Source organism: Pseudomonas sp. LBUM1666 (genome assembly GCF_059695775.1).
On the sequence record NZ_CP166789.1, the window covers coordinates 2,632,046 to 2,650,459 of the forward strand.

Sequence of the window (18,414 nt, forward strand, 5' to 3'; positions counted from 1 at the left end):
ATCGCTTAAGGCGCGCCAAACAACATCGTCCAATAAACGCCTTCATCGCTACGCGCGTCCGCCGCATAGGCTGCGCCCATCTGGGTAAACATCGGGTTCATCAGGTTGGCGCAATGCCCGGGGCTGGCCAGCCAGCCCGACATGGCCTTGCTCGGTGAGCCCTGGCCGGCAGCGATGTTCTCGCCGATCTGCCGGCCACGGAAACCAGCGGCTCTGGCCCGGTCCGCGGGCATATCACCGTCGGGGTCCTGGTGGGCGAAGTAGTTGCCGTAGGCCATCGCCTTGCTGTGCCCTTGCGCCGCAGCGCCCAGGGCTGCGTTCCAGGCCAATGGCCGTGCGGCGGCGTAGCGCTGACGACCGCAAAGGCGCGGCTTTGAGCGTGCCGCATTGACCTGTGCCAGCAACGCTTTGCTAACGGCTCGCGAATCACCCACTCGACTGTCCAGCACGGGCTGCGCCAGCACCACTTGCCACTCACTCCGGGCGCGACTGACGCCAATGTCGGCATATTGGGTATCGAGCAACGCCCCGCAGTAATCGCTCTGGAGCAAGTCGAAGGCCTCATCGGCATCCTGCGCACCGACCACGCGAATCGTGCGCACGGTCACCGCCTGATAGCCGGACGCTTTCAATCGATCACGCAAACCACCGCCATAGCCGATCGGCAAGGCCAGGTTCGACTTCAATGCCAGCGGCGATAACGCTCGACCCGCGCGCCCCAAGCAGCGATCGGGGTGAGCGCGGTAGTCGTTGATGGCTTCCACCAACTGCCGTTCGGCACCGGCGTGGGCGGGGTTGGCGAACAGGGAAAGCAGAGGAATGAAACAGAGCGAGGCAACGCGAACGGACAGGACGGTTTGGCGCATGGATGAATAGCTCTGAGCGGGCAAGTGGAATTCACGGCTCGGCTATGACTGGCGCTTCAACACAAGGTTCACGGGCGAAAGAGACATATTTGCGCTGGGCGCAGTGCGTCCTCCAAAGAGGGCGTGGAGGTGTCGTATGATGGCTTTTTTTTCCGTCACAAGGACCCACCCATGCCGTTAAGCAAACGCGATCAGGCGCACATCGACCGTCGCCTGGTGGCCACCCTGACCGAGGCGTGTGAGACGGCCAAAGTGGAAATCCTCGGGTTCTGCTGGCTGACCCACGAGGTCGATTACGACCAGTTCCCCTCCAGTCTGCGGGTCATCTGGGTCTTCGATACGCAGGCCAATAAGGATCAGGCGCTGGCGAGCGGGCAGGGCGAGCGCATGCTCGAGTTGACTGCCGTTGCGTTAAGCGAAGCGGACGTTCTCGTCAGCCCGGTATCGGCGCATGTGCAGTTCGATTCTGAAGAAGAATGCCAGCGCGCCAATGGTGGAAACTGGCAGCAACGCTTGTCGCGCCCGCTCACTTCGAAAACTTCCTCGCCCCGGCCACGCAAAGGATCACCGCGACGGTAACCCCCAGCATGCCGATGCTGACGTGCTCGTGAAGCAGCGTGGCCGCCAGCGCCAAACCAAAAAACGGCTGCAGCAGTTGCAGCTGGCCGACGGCGGCAATCCCCCCTTGGGCCAGCCCGCGGTACCAGAATACGAAACCGATCAGCATGCTGAAGATCGATACGTACGCCAGGCTGAACCACGCGGCAGGGGTAATTCCCGAGAACGAAGCCGGGGCCATGAACCAGGTCAGCGGAACCATGACGGGCAGCGACAGCAGCAATGCCCACGAGATCACCTGCCAGCCCCCCAGTGTTCTTGAAAGCTTGGCGCCTTCTGCATAACCCAGCCCGCAGGCGAGGATGGCCAGCATCATGAGCATGTCGCCGGTCGGCGAAGCGGTCAGGCCTTGCGAGACGGCAAACCCCACGACCAACGCGCTGCCCAGCACCGAGAAGAACCAGAACACCGGCCGTGGACGCTCCCCTCCGCGCAACACGCCGAACACCGCTGTAGCGAGCGGCAACAGGCCAACGAAGACGATGGAATGCGCCGACGTCACGTACTGAAGCGCCAGCGCCGTCAGCAGCGGAAACCCTACGACAACGCCCATTGCCACGATCGCCAAAGGCAAAAGCTGACGCTTGGCAGGTCGTTTTTCTCTAAACAGCACCAGCATGCAAAGCGCCAGAAGTCCGGCAATCGCCGCTCGGGCAACGGTCAGGAACACCGGGTCGAACTCCAGCACGGCTAACCGTGTGGCCGGTAACGAGCCGCTGAAAATCAGCACGCCGATGAACCCGTTGAGCCATCCGCTCGCGGTCTTTTCCGTCGTTGGGTTTTGCAGGGTCCGTTCCATCTGAGGGCACTCTCAATTTGCAGAGATCCATCGTATGATCGACGATCACTACAATCAAAAAATTGTCATGGATACATCTCGACATGCCTCGCTCACGGTACAAGTCATTAGTGGATGCTTTGGCGGCTGACATCCGGTCAGGCCGATTGTTGCCGGGCACGCGCTTGCCGACGCATCGCCAATTGGCGGCAACAGAAGGGCTGGCATTGGTGACCGCCTCTCGAGTCTATGCAGAGCTCGAAGCCATGGGGCTGGTCAGCGGCGAGACGGGGCGAGGCACGTTCGTGCGGGAGACGTCGTTGCCGCCTGGCTTGGGTATCGACCAGAAAAACGTTGCCGTGGGAATGACCGACCTCAATTTCAACTATCCCTCGTTGCCAGGGCAGGCAGAACTCTTGCGCAATGCGCTGCGCCAGCTCGCCTCGGGCGGTGATCTGGAATCCCTGTTGCGCTACCAGCCACACGCCGGGCGTCTGCATGAGCGCGCCTCGGTGGCGCGCCATTTGCTCGCCCGAGGGCTGACGGTGGATGCCGAGCAAGTGTTAATGGTCAGTGGTGCCCAGCATGGGCTGGCCGTGACGATGATGGCGCTGCTGCAACCCGGTGATGTGATTGCAGCGGATGCGCTGACCTATTCAGGATTCATCGTACTGGCCGAAGCCTTGCACCTTGAAATCGTGCCCATTCCCGTGACCGAACAGGGGCCTGATCTGGAGGCGCTGGACCGTCTGTGCCGGAGTCGCCGTGTGCGGGCGGTGTACACGATGCCGACGCTGCACAATCCGCTGGGGTGGGTGATGAGTGCCGATCAGCGCGATTCGCTGGTGACGATTGCACGCAGGCATGACTTGCTCATCATCGAGGACGCCGCGTATGCGTTCCTTGCCGAGAACCCGCCGGCACCGATAGCGCAACTCGCCCCCGAGCGGACCGTTTACGTTTCAGGGCTCTCCAAGAGTGTGGCCACCGGACTGCGCGTAGGTTTCGTCGCCGCCCCGGCCGAAAAAGTGCCCGCGCTGGAGCGAACGATCAGGGCGACCACCTGGAATACCCCGGGTGTGCTGACAGCGATCGCGAGCACGTGGCTCGACGATGGCACCGTCATGCAACTGGAAGCTGAAAAACGTCGGGATGCGCAGGCCAGGCAGACCATGGCCGCAGAAGTGCTGGCGGGCCTTCCATGTATTCGCCACCCGTCGTCCTATTTTCTTTGGCTGCCTTTGTCTGAAGATGCGAGGGCAGACCAGATCGCCGCGGCGCTGCTGCGTGAAAAAGTCGCGGTTTCAACCGCTGAGCCTTTCGCCACGTCTGCCCATGTACCGCATGCGATCCGCTTGGCGCTGGGGTCTGCGGAGATGGGCGCACTGCGTGAGGCGCTTGAAAAAGTGAAGTGGGTGATTGGTGCTTACACATAGCCCGAAGTAGCCCACCGCCGTCTATATTGAAAGGTCCAAGAAGGACTGGTCGATACGCTCACGAAGGGCAATCCTTTTCATCCAGCATTTTCAATCAGGAGATCATCATGACCCAGATCGAAAAAGTACTGTACACCGCCAAAGTCCACACCACGGGTGGGCGGGACGGCGCATCACGCAGTGATGATGGACGTCTCGAAGTCAAGCTTTCGTCCCCTGGCACCAAGGGCGACGGCACCAATCCGGAGCAGTTGTTCGCCACGGGTTGGTCAGCCTGCTTCATCGGTGCGATGCAAGTCGCTGCCGGCAAAATGAAGGTCACGCTCCCGCCTGACCTGGCCATTGACGCCGAAGTGGACCTGGGCACCAACGCAGGTGGTTATCTCCTGCAGGCTCGCCTCAACATCAGCCTGCCGGGAATGGATCGCGAAACGGCTCGGGCGCTGGTAGATGAAGGGCACAAGCTGTGTCCGTACTCCAAAGCCACGCGGGGCAACATCAACGTCGAAATCAACCTGGTCTGAGCCGGACCTGTCACGCAATTTGGGCAAGGCATCGCAAGGGTGAAGCTTAACGTTTCGCCCTTGCGAGATGACCACGTGCCCAATGCCTCTGCTGAGTGGTTGGCAAGGCGTCTCCCTGCCGCCAATGTCAGCAACACCTAATTGCAAACCTGTTGTATTGCCCTGTATCTAACCCTCGTTTTTGCGGACTTGCTTACAAATGTCCCTGCCACCGGATACTTGGCGGACACATCGTTCTGGCCCAATTGCGTGGCCCGATTGATTGACCCTGTCGAGGTGGAATGGCGGCGCCATCCACTTAGCAGAGTGCCTTCTCCGGGGTTTTCCGCCGTTATGGCATGACCCGCGGCTCGACCGTGCCAAGCATCTGGAAACGAACCATGTCCCGTAAATCGAACAAGCACCGCATTGGCCTGATCGCCGTCGCCCTGGCCGGCGGCATGAACCTGGCTTCTTCCGCCTTCGCCGTGGAGGCGTTGCCCCAGGGTTATCAGGTGGCTTCCGCAGTCAAGGCCGGGGAGGGCAAGTGCGGCGAAGGCAAGTGTGGTGAAGGGAAATGCGGTGACGCTTCCTTCTCACGCACTGACACCGATGACGACAGCCGGGTTTCGCGCAACGAGTTCCTGGCCGTGGCCCCGACCCGTGGTGCGGATTTCGAGGTGATTGACGCCGACCACGACGGCTTCCTCTCCGAGGCCGAAACCTTCAAATACATGAAAGAAGTCTATGAATCCAATGGCAAGGAAGCGCCCAAGGAACTGTTCACGCGCCTCAGCAAAGCACGCGCCTGAGTCGACACCGTCACCGATCGCCCTCCCTGCGCCTAGCCGGGAGGGCGTTTTGCTGTCTGGAACGCGGCAAGCGTTCAGCGATCAAGCATGAACGACCGGTTTCAGGCTGTGTGAAACCGTCCGGGATTGTCTAACCTTTTTACGTCGAGATCGTAAAGGGCGCCTTGCACCGCCCGACCTCCGCCTAGGCCATTCTCACCACGGACGGACTCATCGTATCCCTCAGCTGAGGTATGAAGATGAAGCACACATTCGCGGTTGCTATAGCGACCCTTGCGCTTTGCCTCTCGGCCCTCGCCAGCGCCGCTCCCGATCCCAAGGCCATTCAGCCCTTCCTCGTCAATGTGGCGGACAAGGAACTCGTCGATCTGCGCAGCCGTATCGCGGCGACCCGCTGGCCGGACAAAGAGACGGTTTCCGATCGATCACAGGGCGCACAGCTGGAACAACTGCAGGCGCTGGTTCGCTACTGGGGCACGGACTACGACTGGCGCAAGGCCGAGGCACAGCTCAATAATCTGGCGCAGTACGTGACCACCCTCGACGGGGTCGAGATCCACTTTATCTGGGTGCGCTCCCCCCACCCGAACGCTCTGCCGATGATCATGACCCACGGTTGGCCAGGCTCGGTGTTCGAGTTCATCAAAGTCGTCGGTCCGCTCACCGATCCGCCCGCGCACGGGGGCAATGCGGCAGAGGCATTCGATGTGGTGATTCCGTCCATTCCTGGCTACGGCTTCTCCGGCAAACCGAGTGGTATCGGTTGGGATCCGGACCACATCGCGCGGGTCTGGGCGCAGCTGATGCAGCGCCTCGAGTACAGCCATTACGTGGCCCAGGGTGGCGACTGGGGCGCCCCCATTACCAGCGCGATGGCGCGCCAGGCACCGCCCGGATTGCGCGGCATTCACCTTAACCTGCCCGCCACGATACCGGCGGAAGCGAGCGCGGCGCTCGCTGTCGGCGGACCGGCGCCGGCGGGATTTTCCGAGGAGGAGCGCGCGACCTATGACGCCGTCGCCACGCTCGTCAAACAGGGGAATCTGGCGTACAGCACGATGATGGCCGCGCGGCCACAGATGATCGGTTACGGCGCGACGGATTCACCGGCCTTCCTCGCCGCGCTCATGCTCGTGCATCCAGGCTTTGCCCGGTGGACATACGGCGCTGACCCCCAACAGTCGCCGACGAAGGATGAAGTGCTGGACGACATCACGCTCTACTGGCTGACCAATAGCGGCGCCTCGGCAGCCAGGCTTTACTGGGAGAACATGGGGCGAAGTCCGCTTTCTTCGGCCGCACAGAAGACCACCGAGATTTCGCTGCCGGTGGCCGTCACCGTGTTTCCAGAAGATGTCTACTGCCCGCCAGAAACATGGGCCCGGCGCGCTTATAGCAACCTGATCTACTTCCACCAGGCCGACAAGGGCGGCCACTTCGCGGCCTGGGAACAGCCGCAGCTGTTTACCGAGGAACTTCGCACGGCGTTTAGATCGCTGCGCTAGTCGAACACTGCCCGTGGGGACGGCCTACGCGGTCTGGACCGGTATCGGCGCGGCGGGCACCGCCACTTACAAACCATCGCCCAACACCTTGAGGTACTCGGGGCTTTCGGATATCGAGTTGTGCCCCGTACCCGGTATGACCTTCAGCGACGCCACCCCTTTGGCGAAATGCGTGAAGAGCCGTTCGGTGCTGGAACGCGGTATCACTTCGTCGTGCTCAGCCGCGATCAACAGCGTCGGCACCGTGATGTGGGCGGCGTACTTCCAGGATTCAAAGGTGTCCTTGAGCAGCCACTTCACCGGGAAGATGGGGAACTGCCGGGCGGCGAGTTCTTCAACGCTGTTGTAGGGCGTGATCAGCACCAGACGCGCCGCCGGGCGTTGGCTGGCGAGGCGCACGGCGACGCCCGAGCCCAGGCTGCGACCGACCACCGTAATGTGCGGGTGCGTGGCGTAGACCAGGTCAAACAAGGTCATGGCGTCGCGCGAAATCATCTCCTCGGAGGGCGACCCGGAACTGCCACCGTAGCCTCTGTAGTGCAGCAAGTAGAGAGCTTGATCGGCAAAGGCTTCGGAAAAGGAAGGCAGGCTCCGGGAGACGTCCTCGGCATTTCCACCGAAATAGATCAACGCATTCGGCCCCTCGTGCGGCCTGACGGACACCAGCACCTGAGCGTCGTCGACGGACAGCGTGAGCAGCGTTGCCGAGGTGCCGACAGCGCGCGGTTGCGGGAAGTAGATGAGGGCGCGCTGGAACACAAACAGCGCAGCGCAGAGCGCCAGATACACGACGGCGATGATGACGACGATTGACACCAGGATTCGTGGCATTCGGCTAACTTTAGTGGGCGGCATTGACGGCTCTGGCCTGAAGACGGCTATCGCTTGATCGCTGTCAGAGTGTAGTAGACCGATAGCGCGACGCACCGGGAGGGCCATCCATGCCCATCGCTGTGAAATGGCTCAACGTTCTGCCCGCCGAAAGAGCGGCGCTGAGGCTGGGTTTCGCCTTCCATTTCTGCGTACTCGCCAGCTATTACCTGGTACGACCGCTGCGCGATGCCTTGGGTCTTGAGGGTGGCGCCGACAAGTTGCAGTGGCTGTTCACGGCGACCTTCGTGGTGATGCTGTTGATGGTGCCGCTGTTTGGTGCGCTGGTGTCGCGGCTGCCGGCCACCCGTTTCGTGCCGTTGATCTATCGCGTGATCGCCGTGTCGATGCTGGTGTTTGGTGTGTTGATCGCCAATCACGTTGCACCGGTGACCGTCGGGCGCGTGTTTTTCGTCTGGATCAGCATCTACAACCTGTTCATCGTCTCCATCTTCTGGAGCGTGTTGGTCGACCGGTTTTCCAGCGAACAAGGGCGGCGGCTGTTCGGCTTCGTCGCGGCCGGTGGAACGCTGGGCACGTTCATCGGGCCGTTGCTGGCGGCGACCATGGCCACCCGGTTTGACCCGGTGGCGTTGACCATCGCCGCGGCGGTGCTGCTGGAAGTTGCGGTGCGTTGCTATCGGGCGCTGCTGTCCCGTACCGAATCGCAATCCGGCCGTCGGTCGCTGGATGACCGGCGCATGGGCGGCAGCATGCTCGCCGGCATCACCCTGATTCTGCGCTCGCCGTATCTGTCGGGACTGGTGCTGTTCATGCTGTTGCACACCAGCGCGGCGACCTTGTTGTATTTCGAACAGGGACGAATTGTCGCTGGTAGCTATGCTGATGTGGCCAGCCGGACGCAATTCTTCGCCGTCGTGGATTTGATCGTGTCGGCGCTGACCTTGGTCTTTCAGTTGGTGTTGACGGCGCCGTTGATCCGTTTGATTGGCATCGGCGGTGCGCTGGCAGCCCTGCCGTTGGCGACAATCGTGGCGTTCGCCGCTATGGCCCTGGCGCCCGTACCGGCAACCGTTGCGCTGGCACAGGGGCTGCGCCGTGCGGTCGAGTTCGCCATCGTGCGTCCGGCGCGGGAAGTGCTGTGGACCGTGGTCAGCCGAGAGGAAAAGTACAAGGCCAAGAATGTGATCGAAACCCTGGTGTATCGCGGTGGAGATGCCGCCAGCGGCTGGCTGTCCGCCGGGTTGACGGCGTTGGGCGCGGGATTCGGTCTGGTGGCGCTGGTGATCGTGCCGTTTGCCGGGCTGTGGGGCGGGTTGTGCCTGTGGCTGGCCAGGCAGCAGGCGCAAAGGGCTGACAGCAAAAATGTGGAAGGGCAATTCCATGAGCCACACTGATGGGTACACGCGTCGAAAAATACTCACGCTGGCTGCCGGTGCTTCGGCGGTTTTCACCTTCGATCCGGCTTTTGCAGCATCCACGCCGTCGACCGAAACAGGAGGCAAGAACATGCTGACCCGGGCCATTCCATCCAGCGCCGAACTCTTACCGATCGTTGGGCTGGGTACGTATCGCGGCTTTGATGTCGAGCCTTCAAGTGCCGCCTACAAGCAACTGCCTGCTGTGCTGCGTGCGTTGTTCGAGAAGGGCGGGAAGGTGATCGACAGTTCGCCGATGTACGGTCGCGCCGAACAGACGACCGGTGAACTGCTGTCGATTCATGAGCCGCGCTCGCCGGCCTTTCTGGCCACCAAGGTGTGGACCCGTGGCCGCGAAGAAGGCATCGCGCAGATGGAACAGTCCTTCAAACTGTTGCAGACCGACCGGATCGACCTGATGCAGATTCACAACCTGCTGGACTGGAAAACCCATTTGCCCACGCTGCGCAAATGGAAGGAAGAAGGGCGCATTCGTTACATCGGCATCACCCATTACACGGCGTCGGCGTATGACGAGGTGGAAGCGGTGCTCAAGGCCGAGCCATTGGACTTTTTGCAGATCAACTATGCCCTGGACGATCGCGGCGTCGAGAAACGCATCCTGCCGCTGTGTCGCGAGCGGGGCGTGGCAGTGATTTGCAATCGGCCGTTCGGCGGCGGTGATTTGCTCGCCCGCTTGAAGGGCAAGCCGCTACCAGGATGGGCCGCGCAAGTGGGGATCAACAGCTGGCCGCAACTGGCGCTGAAGTTCCTGCTGACGCATTCGGCGGTGACCTGCGTGATCCCCGGCACCGGGAACCCGCGTTACATGGCGGAAAATGCCGGTGCAGGTTTCGGTCCGATGCTGACGGGGGCGCAGCGCGAGCAGTTGATCGATATTGTCGGTTAGGCGCGCTAGCGAAACCGCTCCGGGATGGCTTCGGCAAACGGATACATCGAGAAGTAGGGCCTGGCTTCGTCGATGACCCGCTGGACGGACGGTCTGTTCATCAGCCTGTCGAAATAGGCTTTCAAGTGACCGTAGTCGTCGGGGAACGGCTCGAGCGTACTGGTATAAAAAAGTGCCGGAGCCGCGGCGCAATCGGCCAGGCTGAAATCTGCACTGGCGAGCCAGATTCTCGACGTCATCTGGCGGTCGAGCATGCCATATGCCGTCTGCAGTGTGGAACGTTCCCTGGTCAAATCGCCGTGAGCGTCGCGCAGGCGATCAAAGACAATCTGTTGCAGCGGCGCCTGCAGATAGTGGTCGCATACACGGTCCCACAGACGGACCTCCAGCGCGGTGTCCCAATCGTTGGGAACGAGCGGATGTTCACCTGGATAAAATCGGTCCAGGTATTCGATGATGATCGTGGTCTCTGCCACGTTGCGCTGGCGAGCGTGGTCGCGGATGACCGGGAATTTGCCGAGCGGCCACAGCGCTTGCAGCTCTGCTTTGTCTGCATCGTTCGCGAGATCAATGATCTGTTTTTCGAATTCGACAGCGTTTTCGTAGAGCGCGATGAGCACTTTGTGGCAGAACGACGACAGCGGATGGTAGTAAAGCGTCAGCGACATCTCTCAGCTCCTCGAAAGGCAAGTGACCTCCATCATCATAGTCGCCGTCCGGGACGGTTAAGCGCGCGGTGCTAGACTTTCAGGGTGGGATGGATGATCGAACAACCTGATCCGGCGGTGCGATGGTGAGAGCGCTGGAGGTATGACATGACGACTCAACTGCTGGCTAAAGAACACATCAACGTGGTGGTCCGCAATTATGTAGAAGGCATGGTGTTCGCCGATGAAGCCTTGCTGCGACAGGCCTTTCATCCTTCTTGCCGCATCATTGGCCATTACGAAGAAAAGCTTGAATGGGCATCCCTGGAGGAATTTATCAGCGCGATCAAGGCCGAGGGGCCGGCAGCCAAAGAGGTCAAACCGTTTTGGGAAGTGCTCAGCATCGATGTCACGGGCGATGCCGCCGCGGTAAAAGTCACTGATGATTATCTCGGCATGCGATTTACCGATTATCTGTCGCTGCTGAACATCAATTACCGCTGGATGATTGTGAACAAGCTGTATTACCTGAACGAATAGCGCGTGAGCCCGGGAGCCAAAAGCTCCCGGGCATCGTTATGCGATCAGTGCCGATCCAGCCACACCGTCTGGGCATTGCAGAATTCGCGCACACCGAAATGCGAGAGCTCACGGCCAAACCCGCTTTTCTTCACGCCGCCGAAAGTGACGCGCGGATCGGAGGCGCAATAACCATTGATGAACACGCCACCGGTTTCCAGTTCACCGGCCATCTGCTCGGCAAGCTCGACGTTGCGTGTGTAAATGGTTGAGGCGAGGCCGAACTCACTGTCATTCGCCAGTGCCAGCGCATGGGCTGCATCGCGTGCGGTGATGATCGAGGCGACCGGGCCAAACAGTTCCTGTTTGAACGAGGTCATCTGGTCCGTGACATCACCGAAAACAGTGGGCTCGTAAAAGTTGCCGGCGCCTTCAGCCTTCTTGCCGCCCATCAGCAACGTCGCACCTTCTTCCAGGGTGTCGCGCACCTGTTGATCCAGTTCATCACGCAGATCAAAGCGGGCCATCGGGCCGATGTAGGTGTCGGCGGCCAGTGGATCGCCGACCACCAGTTTTTGCGTGGCTTCGACGAACTTGCGCGTGAATTCCTCGACGATGCCTTGCTCGACGATCAAGCGTTTGGCGGCCGCGCAGACTTGCCCGGTGTTTTGGTAACGGCCAATCACGGCGGCTTTGACCGCTTCGTCGAGGTCGGCATCGTTGAGCACGATGAAGGGATCGGAGCCGCCCAGTTCCAGTACACACTTCTTCAATGCCGCACCGGCTTGAGCGCCGATGGCCATGCCGGCTCGCACGCTGCCGGTGAGGGTGACCGCTGCAATACGTGGGTCAGCAATGGCTTTGGAAACGCCGTCGGGCGTGACGTTTATGACCTCGAACACGCCTTCAGGGAAGTCGGCTTGCTTGAAGGCTTCCCGCAACAGATAAGCGCTGCCCATCACGTTGGGCGCATGTTTGAGCACGTAGGTGTTGCCGGCGATCAACGCTGGAACCGCGCCGCGCAGGACCTGCCAGATCGGGAAGTTCCACGGCATCACCGCGAGAATCGGGCCGAGCGGGCGATATTCAATGCGCGCCTTGCCGCCTTCAATCAGCGTCGGTTCAGCGCTCAGCATCGCCGGGCCATGTTCGGCATACCACTCACAGAGTTGCGCGCACTTTTCAATTTCACCGCGCGCCTGAGTGATCGGCTTGCCCATTTCCAGGGTGATCATGTTCGCCATCGCGGCGGCGTTGTCGCGCAATGCCTGCGCCAGGGCGATCAACAACTGCGAGCGTCGATCAACCGGTTTGCTGCGCCAGGCGCGAAACCCGGCAGCGGCACGGGAAAGGGCGGCGTCCAGTGCCAATGCGGATTCGAAAGGGTAGTGGCCGATCTGCTCGCCGTTGGCGGGGTTGATCGAAATGGCATGGGTGAGGCTGGAAACTTGAGTCATGGCACCGTCCTGCGAGGTGGGGATGCGCTCAGGTTACGGTGGCGTTTGTTTTCTGGAAACTGAATAATACTGAGCATATCGTTCACGTTTGGAGAATGCCTTGGATCTGGTCCAGCTGGAAATTTTCAAAGCCGTCGCCGAGCACGGCAGCATCAGCGCGGCGGCTCAGCACATCCATCGGGTGCCGTCGAACCTGACGACGCGGATCAAGCAGCTGGAACTGGATCTGGGTGTGGACCTGTTTATCCGCGAGAAGAGCCGCCTGCGCTTGTCGCCGGCCGGCTGGAGTTTCCTCGACTATGCCCGGCGCATTCTCGACCTGGTCCAGGAGGCTCGCGCGACGGTGGCGGGCGAAGAACCGCAGGGTTCGTTTCCGCTGGGGTCACTGGAGAGCACCGCTGCGGTGCGTATCCCTGAGCTGCTGGCCGCGTATAACCAGAAGCACGCCAAGGTTGAGTTGGACCTGTCCACCGGACCTTCGGGGACCATGATCGACGGGGTGTTGTCGGGACGATTGGCGGCAGCGTTTGTCGATGGACCGGTGTTGCACCCGGCATTGGAGGGCGTGCCGGCGTTCGAGGAAGAAATGGTGTTGATTGCGCCGCTCAACCATTCCCCCATTCATCGTGCGCGGGATGTTAATGGCGAAAACATTTATGCCTTCCGCTCCAATTGCTCTTACCGCCACCACTTCGAAAGCTGGTTCGCCAAGGACGCGGCGGTACCCGGCAAGATTTTCGAAATGGAGTCCTATCACGGCATGCTGGCGTGCGTCAGCGCCGGTGCAGGCCTGGCGCTGATGCCCCGCAGCATGCTCAACAGCATGCCCGGATGCACCACGGTGAGCGTCTGGCCGCTATCGGAATCGTTCCGCTATTTGCGCACCTGGCTGGTGTGGCGCCGGGGGACGGTGTCGCAAAGTCTGACCATGTTTGTGCGCTTGCTTGAAGAGCGCGGGGTGGTGCGGGATGAGGCGGTGCGCTAGTTCGCGCTTGAGAATGTCCAGATCGGCGTGCCGGCTCATTCCCCGGCTTTCGTCGACTTGATCAGATTGCTGCGCAACTTCACGATCGCCTTCTGCAGGATCGTGAACTCGTCGAGCGTCAGGCCCGTCGCGTCGGCGAGGCCCATTTCCGGTTGGCTTTCGCGCAGCTGTCGACCGTTCTTCGTCAGGCTGATCCGTACCTGGCGCTCGTCCTCGGGATCGCGCTGCCTTTGCAAAAAGCCCATCGCTTCCAGCTTCTTCAGGATCGGGGTCAGCGTGTTCGATTCCAGAAACAGCTTTTCGCCCAGGCTGCCCACGGTCTGATTGTCTTCCTCCCACAGCGCGACGATGGTGATGTATTGCGTATAGGTCAGCCCAAGCTGCTCGAGTATCGGCTTGTAAGCCTTGCCGAAGGCCAGGTTGGTGGAATAGACCGCAAAACACAGGAATTCGGAGAGCTTCAGGTTGTCGGGGGCGGCGTTGTCGGTGGGTTTCATGTGTATCCTCATTGGCCAAAGACGGATGGCTCGAAAAAAAGTGAAATATACCTCGTGTGCGATTGTATCGGAACGACTATAACTGACAGTGGCGACCGGTTCGACGGCGAAAGTCGAACCGGTCGTACGGTGCATCACGCTGTCAGGGCGTTGATGACAACGTCGATATTGCCGCGCGTTGCCTTCGAGTACGGGCAGATTTGGTCTGCGGCGTGCGCCAGCTCCGTCGCGACGTCTTGCGTCAAGCCTGGCACGCGAAGAGTCAGCCGGGCCTGGAGGAAGTAGGCCGGACCGGTCTGGCCCAGATCGACTTCAATATCAATGGCCATATTGGACGGCAGCGTCACCTTCATATTTTTCGCCGCCAGCTCGACGGCAGCGGTGTAGCAGGCCGACCATGCGCCGGCGAAAAACTGCTCTGCTGATGGGTGCGGCACAATGGCTGCGAACTCGTGTGCCAGTCTAGGGTTTCCAGGCGACGAGAGCTGGATGGCGAGGCCGCGGGAAGAGTTGTCACCGTCGCTGAACGTCGTGTGGGTTTTGCCTGTGGCCAGGACTTTTTCGATCTTGCTCATGGTTGAGTCCTCAACGTTTTGTTGGGTTGCGATTCGTATGCGCTTAAAGCGCATGCGATATATATGGCGTATCGACCATGCCGATCGATAACAACGCCGCGCGGTGCGTCAAGCCGTGAGGACGTTCAGGGCCACGTCAATGTTACCCCGCGTCGCTTTCGAGTACGGGCAGATTTGATCGGCGGTGTGCGCCAGTGTCGTCGCGATGTCGTGGGACAGACCCGGCACGCGCAGGGTCAATCGAGCCTGAAGGAAGTAGGCCGCACCGGTCTGACCCAGATCGACTTCGATGTCGACGGACAGATCCGACGGCAGCACCACGTTCATCTCACCGGCCACCAGCCCGACGGCGGCGGTGTAGCAGGCCGACCATGCGCCAGCGAACAGTTGCTCGGCAGTCGGGTGCGGCTGGGTGGCTGCGAACACGTGGGCTGGCTTGGTGTTGCCAGGCGTCGACAGGGTGATGTCGAGGCTGCCGTCATGGCCGCGCGAGGTAGTGCCAGCGTTGCTGACGGTGGTGTGGGTTTTGCCGGTGGCCAGTACTTTTTCGATCTTGCTCATGATGATTTCCTAAGTTTTTACTGTTTTCGTATGCGCTTATATCGCATGCGATATATTTAATAGATTAAAGCGATCTTCACGCCGTCAGGACGTTCACCGCCACATCGATGTTGCCCAGCGTCGCTTTCGAGTACGGGCAGAGCTCGTGTGCGGCGTGCGCCAGTGCGGTTGCGACGTCGTGTGCCACGCCCGGCAAGCGGACAAAGAATCGAGCCTGAAGGAAGTAAGCCTGACCGGTCTGGCCCAGATCGACCTCGATGTCGACGGACACATCGGCCGGCAGCACCACTTTTTTCGCCTTGGCTATGTGCTCGATGGCGGAGATGTAGCAGGCCGACCATGCACCGGCGAACAGTTGCTCGGCGGTCGGGTGCGCTTGGGTGGCTGCGAACACGTGGGCCGGTTTTGCGTCACCTGGCGACGACAGCTCGATGTCGAGGTTGCCGTGGGCACGGGTCGCATCGCTGAACGTGGTGTGGGTTTTGCCGGTAAACAGTACTTTTTCGATCTTGCTCATGGAATGAATCCTCAACGTTTCAATAGGTGCGATTTACGTGTCGCATACGTTTGTATCGTGTGCGATGTAAATAATACTCGCGCAGAGCTCAATCCGTGTCAAGGGGTGGCGCGCTGCCCAGCCGACGAATGGTTTGTTGCCGGGATATGCCGAATTCGTCGTCGACCGGCGCTAAAGCGATCAAGCCGTGGCGTCTGGAATGGGCCAGTCTGGACGGTCTGTCCAAGGAGTTGATGATGAAACGACTGTCCCTGGCCGAAGCTCGCGAGCTGGCCGAATCGATCTTGCTGCACAACGGTTTTAACGTTGCCCACGCTCAGGCGGTGGCCGCCACGGTGATTGCCGGCGAGCGCGATGGCTGCGCCTCTCACGGTTTGTATCGGGTATTGGGGTGTGTGAATTCGCTCAGAGCCGGCAAGGTGGTGGCCGATGCGGAGCCACAGGTGATCGACCAGGCACCTTCGATCGTGCGGGTTGATGCGGCGGGTGGTTTCTCCCAATTGGCGTTTCAGGCGGGTCTGCGATTACTGGAGGAGAAAACCCGGGCAAACGGGATTGCGGCTCTGGCGATCAATCGCTGTGTGCATTTTTCTGCCCTGTGGGTCGAGATCGAGCAATTGACCGCTGCCGGCCTGGTGGCGCTGGCGTGTAATCCCAGCCATGCCTGGGTCGCGCCGGCAGGGGGCAGTCAGCCGGTGTTCGGCACCAATCCCATCGCATTCGGCTGGCCGCGTTCGGGTAAGGATCCGTTTGTGTTCGACTTCGCCACCAGTGCGATTGCCCGGGGCGATATCGAATTGCACCGGCGTGCCGGCCAAGCGATTCCCGAAGGCTGGGGCGTCGATGCAGACGGGCAGCCGAGTACTGATGCGAACGTGGTACTCGATGCCGGCGCGATGCTGACGTTCGGTGGGCACAAGGGCTCGGCGCTGGCCGCCATGGTGGAGTTGATCGCCGGGCCGTTGATTGGCGACCTGACCAGTGCCGAATCGCTGGCCTACGACGCGGGCAGCAAGTCGTCGCCTTACCACGGCGAGCTGATCATCGCCCTCGATCCGCGACGCTTTCTCGGCGAGGCCACCGAGCAGCATCTGGCCCGTGCCGAAGTGATGTTCCAGAGCATACAAGGGCAGGGCGCGCGCTTGCCGTCGCAACGGCGTTACGAGGCGCGAGCGCGCAGTTTGGTGGAAGGCGTGCAGATTCCCGAAGCCTTGTACAACGACTTGAAAGCACTGCTGGATTGAAGAAACGGAGGGCAACCGATCCCCCTGTGGGAGCGAGCTTGCTCGCGATAGCGGTGTAACAGTCGACAGAAATGCTGAATGTTATGGACCCATCGCGAGCAAGCTAGCTCCCACAGGAGGTCGCTGCACATATGAGTGTTTTTTAAACCGGGTCGCGATGGCTGTTGCCATCGACCAGACGGGCGATGCCCAACGGATTCGCGTTTTTCAAGGCGTCCGGCAAGAGCGCATCCGGGCAGTTCTGGTAGCACACCGGGCGCAGGAAACGCTCGATGGCCAGGCTGCCGACCGAGGTGCCACGGGCATCGGAGGTGGCCGGGTAGGGACCGCCATGCACCATCGCATCGCAGACTTCGACGCCAGTCGGGTAGCCGTTGAACAGTACCCGGCCGACTTTCTGTTCAAGCAGCGGCAGCAGTTCGCTATGGGTTTGCAGGTCACCGGCTTCGGCAATCAGGGTGGCCGTGAGTTGTCCGTGCAAACTCTGCAATGCCCGTTGCAGTTCGACCTTGTCGGCCACTTCCACCAGCACCGTGGTCGGCCCGAAAACTTCTTCCTGCAACAGAGAATCGCCGTTGAGCAGCAGGCTGACGTCGGCCTTGAACAGCTGCGGCTGGGCCTGCTTGCCCTGTTGTTCGCGGCCGGCCAGGTGGCTGATGTGCGGATGCGCGTGCAGCGCCTGCACGCCCTTGACGTAGCTGGTTAACGTGCCGGCGTTGAGCATGGTTTGCCCCGGCTGGTCGGCCATTACCGCACTGAGCGATTCAATAAATGCGCTGAATTCAGGGGAGCGAATGCCAATCACCAATCCGGGGTTGGTGCAGAACTGGCCGCAACCGAGCACCACTGACGCGGCGAGTTCGCTGGCGATTTTCTCGCCGCGCCGTTGCAGGGCTTCGGGCAACACCAGTACCGGATTGATGCTGCTCATTTCGGCGAATACCGGAATCGGCTGAGGTCGTGCGGCAGCCATGTCGCAGAGGGCGCGACCGCCCTTGAGCGAACCAGTGAAGCCCACTGCCTGGATCGCCGGATGCTTGACCAACGCTTCGCCGACACCCGCGCCGTAGATCATGTTGAACACACCCTTGGGCATGCCGGTTTGCTCGGCGGCGCGGATGATTGCATCGGCCACGAGTTCGGCAGTTGCCATATGCCCGCTGTGGGCCTTGAACACCACCGGGCAACCGGCGGCCAGGGCGGCAGCGGTGTCGCCACCGGCGGTGGAGAACGCCAGCGGGAAATTGCTCGCGCCGAACACTGCGACCGGGCCGACGCCGATTCGGTACTGGCGCAAATCCACACGTGGCAGCGGCTGACGGTCGGGCAAGGCCCGGTCGATGCGCGCGCCATAGCAATCGCCACGGCGCAGGACCTGAGCGAACAAGCGCATCTGACCGCTGGTGCGACCGCGCTCACCCTGAATGCGTCCGGTTGGCAGCGCCGTCTCGCGGGTGACTAGGGCAACGAACTCATCGTCCAGCGCCTCCAGTTGCACGGCGATGGCCTCGAGAAACTCCGCTCGGCGGCTCGCCGGCAAGTTGCGGAAGGCCGGGTAGGCGGCAGCCGCGGCTTGGGCGGCGGCGTCGACTTCTTCAACGGTGGCTTGCGTGAACGCGTAGGGCAGCGCTTCGCCGGTGCTGGCGTCATGGCTTTGCACGGTGATGTTGCCGGCGGCACTGCGTGTACCGCCGATGTAGTTGTGGCCAATGATGTGGGGCATGAATAACTCCTG

General features: G+C 61.1%; 20 protein-coding genes and 1 pseudogene. 11 read left to right on the plus strand and 10 right to left on the minus strand.

What is annotated here, in order from left to right:
- Positions 1-5: 5 nt before the first annotated feature.
- Positions 6-866 carry a CAP domain-containing protein gene (locus ACA056_RS12000; RefSeq protein ID WP_497272964.1) on the minus strand — a complete coding sequence of 287 codons (861 nt, stop codon included), beginning with the start codon at positions 864-866 and terminating at the stop codon, positions 6-8.
- Between the two features lie 171 nt (positions 867-1,037).
- On the opposite strand from ACA056_RS12000, the gene ACA056_RS12005 reads away from it, so the two are divergent.
- The gene (locus ACA056_RS12005) at positions 1,038-1,445 is read left to right on the plus strand and encodes a hypothetical protein (RefSeq protein ID WP_497272966.1); all 408 of its coding nucleotides are present in this window, start codon (positions 1,038-1,040) and stop codon (positions 1,443-1,445) included.
- Here the strand turns inward: ACA056_RS12005 and ACA056_RS12010 are convergent.
- Positions 1,393-2,283: a DMT family transporter gene (locus tag ACA056_RS12010; protein WP_497272968.1), complete on the minus strand. Its 891-nt coding sequence runs from the start codon at positions 2,281-2,283 to the stop codon at positions 1,393-1,395. The genes ACA056_RS12005 and ACA056_RS12010 overlap by 53 nt on opposite strands.
- Positions 2,284-2,366: 83 nt before the next feature.
- On the opposite strand from ACA056_RS12010, the gene ACA056_RS12015 reads away from it, so the two are divergent.
- From ACA056_RS12015 to ACA056_RS12035, 5 genes and pseudogenes are all read left to right on the plus strand, one after another.
- On the plus strand, positions 2,367-3,698 hold the full coding sequence (locus ACA056_RS12015; RefSeq protein ID WP_497272970.1) for an aminotransferase-like domain-containing protein: 1,332 nt from the start codon (positions 2,367-2,369) through the stop codon (positions 3,696-3,698).
- 107 nt (positions 3,699-3,805) lie between these two features.
- Positions 3,806-4,222 (plus strand): organic hydroperoxide resistance protein, encoded by a 417-nt coding sequence (locus tag ACA056_RS12020; RefSeq protein ID WP_046055505.1) that lies wholly within the window; start codon positions 3,806-3,808, stop codon positions 4,220-4,222.
- A 380-nt stretch (positions 4,223-4,602) separates the two neighbouring features.
- A complete protein-coding gene (locus ACA056_RS12025; protein WP_497272972.1) occupies positions 4,603-5,013 on the plus strand; it encodes an HvfA family oxazolone/thioamide-modified RiPP metallophore in 411 nt (136 codons plus the stop codon).
- 239 nt (positions 5,014-5,252) lie between these two features.
- Positions 5,253-6,518: an epoxide hydrolase family protein gene (locus tag ACA056_RS12030; protein WP_497272974.1), complete on the plus strand. Its 1,266-nt coding sequence runs from the start codon at positions 5,253-5,255 to the stop codon at positions 6,516-6,518.
- Positions 6,514-6,582: pseudogene (locus ACA056_RS12035) on the plus strand (SMR family transporter); the annotation flags it as partial. The gene ACA056_RS12030 and the pseudogene ACA056_RS12035, both read left to right, overlap by 5 nt.
- A 2-nt stretch (positions 6,583-6,584) precedes the next feature.
- Here ACA056_RS12035 and ACA056_RS12040 read toward each other — a convergent pair.
- A complete protein-coding gene (locus ACA056_RS12040) occupies positions 6,585-7,373 on the minus strand; it encodes an alpha/beta hydrolase (RefSeq protein ID WP_497272976.1) in 789 nt (262 codons plus the stop codon).
- Between the two features lie 86 nt (positions 7,374-7,459).
- Here ACA056_RS12040 and ACA056_RS12045 point away from each other — a divergent pair, with 86 nt between their 5' ends.
- Positions 7,460-8,746: an NTP/NDP exchange transporter gene (locus ACA056_RS12045; protein WP_497272978.1), complete on the plus strand. Its 1,287-nt coding sequence runs from the start codon at positions 7,460-7,462 to the stop codon at positions 8,744-8,746.
- Positions 8,733-9,677: an aldo/keto reductase gene (locus ACA056_RS12050; RefSeq protein ID WP_497272980.1), complete on the plus strand. Its 945-nt coding sequence runs from the start codon at positions 8,733-8,735 to the stop codon at positions 9,675-9,677. The genes ACA056_RS12045 and ACA056_RS12050 overlap by 14 nt, the downstream gene beginning before the upstream one ends.
- A 5-nt stretch (positions 9,678-9,682) precedes the next feature.
- Here the strand turns inward: ACA056_RS12050 and ACA056_RS12055 are convergent, their stop codons facing one another.
- A complete protein-coding gene (locus ACA056_RS12055) occupies positions 9,683-10,345 on the minus strand; it encodes a glutathione S-transferase family protein (protein ID WP_497272982.1) in 663 nt (220 codons plus the stop codon).
- A 147-nt stretch (positions 10,346-10,492) separates the two neighbouring features.
- Between ACA056_RS12055 and ACA056_RS12060 the strand changes: the two genes are divergently transcribed.
- Positions 10,493-10,864 carry a nuclear transport factor 2 family protein gene (locus ACA056_RS12060; protein ID WP_056745311.1) on the plus strand — a complete coding sequence of 124 codons (372 nt, stop codon included), beginning with the start codon at positions 10,493-10,495 and terminating at the stop codon, positions 10,862-10,864.
- Between the two features lie 44 nt (positions 10,865-10,908).
- Here the strand turns inward: ACA056_RS12060 and ACA056_RS12065 are convergent, their stop codons facing one another.
- Positions 10,909-12,300, minus strand: a complete 1,392-nt coding sequence (locus ACA056_RS12065) for an aldehyde dehydrogenase family protein (protein WP_497272984.1) — start codon at positions 12,298-12,300, stop codon at positions 10,909-10,911.
- 100 nt (positions 12,301-12,400) lie between these two features.
- On the opposite strand from ACA056_RS12065, the gene ptrR reads away from it, so the two are divergent.
- A complete protein-coding gene (gene ptrR, locus ACA056_RS12070; RefSeq protein WP_497272986.1) occupies positions 12,401-13,285 on the plus strand; it encodes a putrescine utilization regulator PtrR in 885 nt (294 codons plus the stop codon).
- 35 nt (positions 13,286-13,320) lie between these two features.
- On the opposite strand, the gene ACA056_RS12075 is transcribed toward ptrR, so the two are convergent.
- The 4 genes from ACA056_RS12075 to ACA056_RS12090 form a co-directional block, all read right to left on the minus strand.
- Positions 13,321-13,782: a MarR family winged helix-turn-helix transcriptional regulator gene (locus tag ACA056_RS12075; protein WP_497272988.1), complete on the minus strand. Its 462-nt coding sequence runs from the start codon at positions 13,780-13,782 to the stop codon at positions 13,321-13,323.
- 134 nt (positions 13,783-13,916) lie between these two features.
- The gene (locus ACA056_RS12080) at positions 13,917-14,357 is read right to left on the minus strand and encodes an Ohr family peroxiredoxin (RefSeq protein WP_497272990.1); all 441 of its coding nucleotides are present in this window, start codon (positions 14,355-14,357) and stop codon (positions 13,917-13,919) included.
- A gap of 108 nt (positions 14,358-14,465) precedes the next feature.
- Positions 14,466-14,918 carry an Ohr family peroxiredoxin gene (locus ACA056_RS12085; protein WP_497272992.1) on the minus strand — a complete coding sequence of 151 codons (453 nt, stop codon included), beginning with the start codon at positions 14,916-14,918 and terminating at the stop codon, positions 14,466-14,468.
- 76 nt (positions 14,919-14,994) lie between these two features.
- The gene (locus ACA056_RS12090) at positions 14,995-15,435 is read right to left on the minus strand and encodes an Ohr family peroxiredoxin (RefSeq protein WP_497272994.1); all 441 of its coding nucleotides are present in this window, start codon (positions 15,433-15,435) and stop codon (positions 14,995-14,997) included.
- 236 nt (positions 15,436-15,671) lie between these two features.
- Here ACA056_RS12090 and ACA056_RS12095 point away from each other — a divergent pair, with 236 nt between their 5' ends.
- On the plus strand, positions 15,672-16,679 hold the full coding sequence (locus ACA056_RS12095) for an Ldh family oxidoreductase (protein ID WP_497273529.1): 1,008 nt from the start codon (positions 15,672-15,674) through the stop codon (positions 16,677-16,679).
- A 142-nt stretch (positions 16,680-16,821) separates the two neighbouring features.
- Here the strand turns inward: ACA056_RS12095 and ACA056_RS12100 are convergent, their stop codons facing one another.
- The gene (locus ACA056_RS12100) at positions 16,822-18,402 is read right to left on the minus strand and encodes an aldehyde dehydrogenase (NADP(+)) (RefSeq protein ID WP_497272996.1); all 1,581 of its coding nucleotides are present in this window, start codon (positions 18,400-18,402) and stop codon (positions 16,822-16,824) included.
- Positions 18,403-18,414 lie beyond the last annotated feature (12 nt).

What these genes read in the sequence shown, in the direction of transcription:
- ACA056_RS12040 (WP_497272976.1), bottom strand. Translation starts at nt 7,373, where the DNA reads ATGCCGCCCACTAAAGTTAGCCGAATGCCACGAATCCTGGTGTCAATC.
- ACA056_RS12075 (WP_497272988.1), bottom strand. Translation starts at nt 13,782, where the DNA reads ATGAAACCCACCGACAACGCCGCCCCCGACAACCTGAAGCTCTCCGAA.
- ACA056_RS12100 (WP_497272996.1), bottom strand. Translation starts at nt 18,402, where the DNA reads ATGCCCCACATCATTGGCCACAACTACATCGGCGGTACACGCAGTGCC.
- ACA056_RS12090 (WP_497272994.1), bottom strand. Translation starts at nt 15,435, where the DNA reads ATGAGCAAGATCGAAAAAGTACTGTTTACCGGCAAAACCCACACCACG.
- ACA056_RS12020 (WP_046055505.1), top strand. Translation starts at nt 3,806, where the DNA reads ATGACCCAGATCGAAAAAGTACTGTACACCGCCAAAGTCCACACCACG.
- ACA056_RS12060 (WP_056745311.1), top strand. Translation starts at nt 10,493, where the DNA reads ATGACGACTCAACTGCTGGCTAAAGAACACATCAACGTGGTGGTCCGC.
- ACA056_RS12085 (WP_497272992.1), bottom strand. Translation starts at nt 14,918, where the DNA reads ATGAGCAAGATCGAAAAAGTACTGGCCACCGGCAAAACCCACACCACC.
- ACA056_RS12015 (WP_497272970.1), top strand. Translation starts at nt 2,367, where the DNA reads ATGCCTCGCTCACGGTACAAGTCATTAGTGGATGCTTTGGCGGCTGAC.
- ACA056_RS12095 (WP_497273529.1), top strand. Translation starts at nt 15,672, where the DNA reads ATGAAACGACTGTCCCTGGCCGAAGCTCGCGAGCTGGCCGAATCGATC.
- ACA056_RS12000 (WP_497272964.1), bottom strand. Translation starts at nt 866, where the DNA reads ATGCGCCAAACCGTCCTGTCCGTTCGCGTTGCCTCGCTCTGTTTCATT.
- ACA056_RS12055 (WP_497272982.1), bottom strand. Translation starts at nt 10,345, where the DNA reads ATGTCGCTGACGCTTTACTACCATCCGCTGTCGTCGTTCTGCCACAAA.
- ACA056_RS12045 (WP_497272978.1), top strand. Translation starts at nt 7,460, where the DNA reads ATGCCCATCGCTGTGAAATGGCTCAACGTTCTGCCCGCCGAAAGAGCG.
- ACA056_RS12010 (WP_497272968.1), bottom strand. Translation starts at nt 2,283, where the DNA reads ATGGAACGGACCCTGCAAAACCCAACGACGGAAAAGACCGCGAGCGGA.
- ACA056_RS12050 (WP_497272980.1), top strand. Translation starts at nt 8,733, where the DNA reads ATGAGCCACACTGATGGGTACACGCGTCGAAAAATACTCACGCTGGCT.
- ACA056_RS12005 (WP_497272966.1), top strand. Translation starts at nt 1,038, where the DNA reads ATGCCGTTAAGCAAACGCGATCAGGCGCACATCGACCGTCGCCTGGTG.
- ACA056_RS12065 (WP_497272984.1), bottom strand. Translation starts at nt 12,300, where the DNA reads ATGACTCAAGTTTCCAGCCTCACCCATGCCATTTCGATCAACCCCGCC.
- ACA056_RS12025 (WP_497272972.1), top strand. Translation starts at nt 4,603, where the DNA reads ATGTCCCGTAAATCGAACAAGCACCGCATTGGCCTGATCGCCGTCGCC.
- ACA056_RS12080 (WP_497272990.1), bottom strand. Translation starts at nt 14,357, where the DNA reads ATGAGCAAGATCGAAAAAGTCCTGGCCACAGGCAAAACCCACACGACG.
- ACA056_RS12030 (WP_497272974.1), top strand. Translation starts at nt 5,253, where the DNA reads ATGAAGCACACATTCGCGGTTGCTATAGCGACCCTTGCGCTTTGCCTC.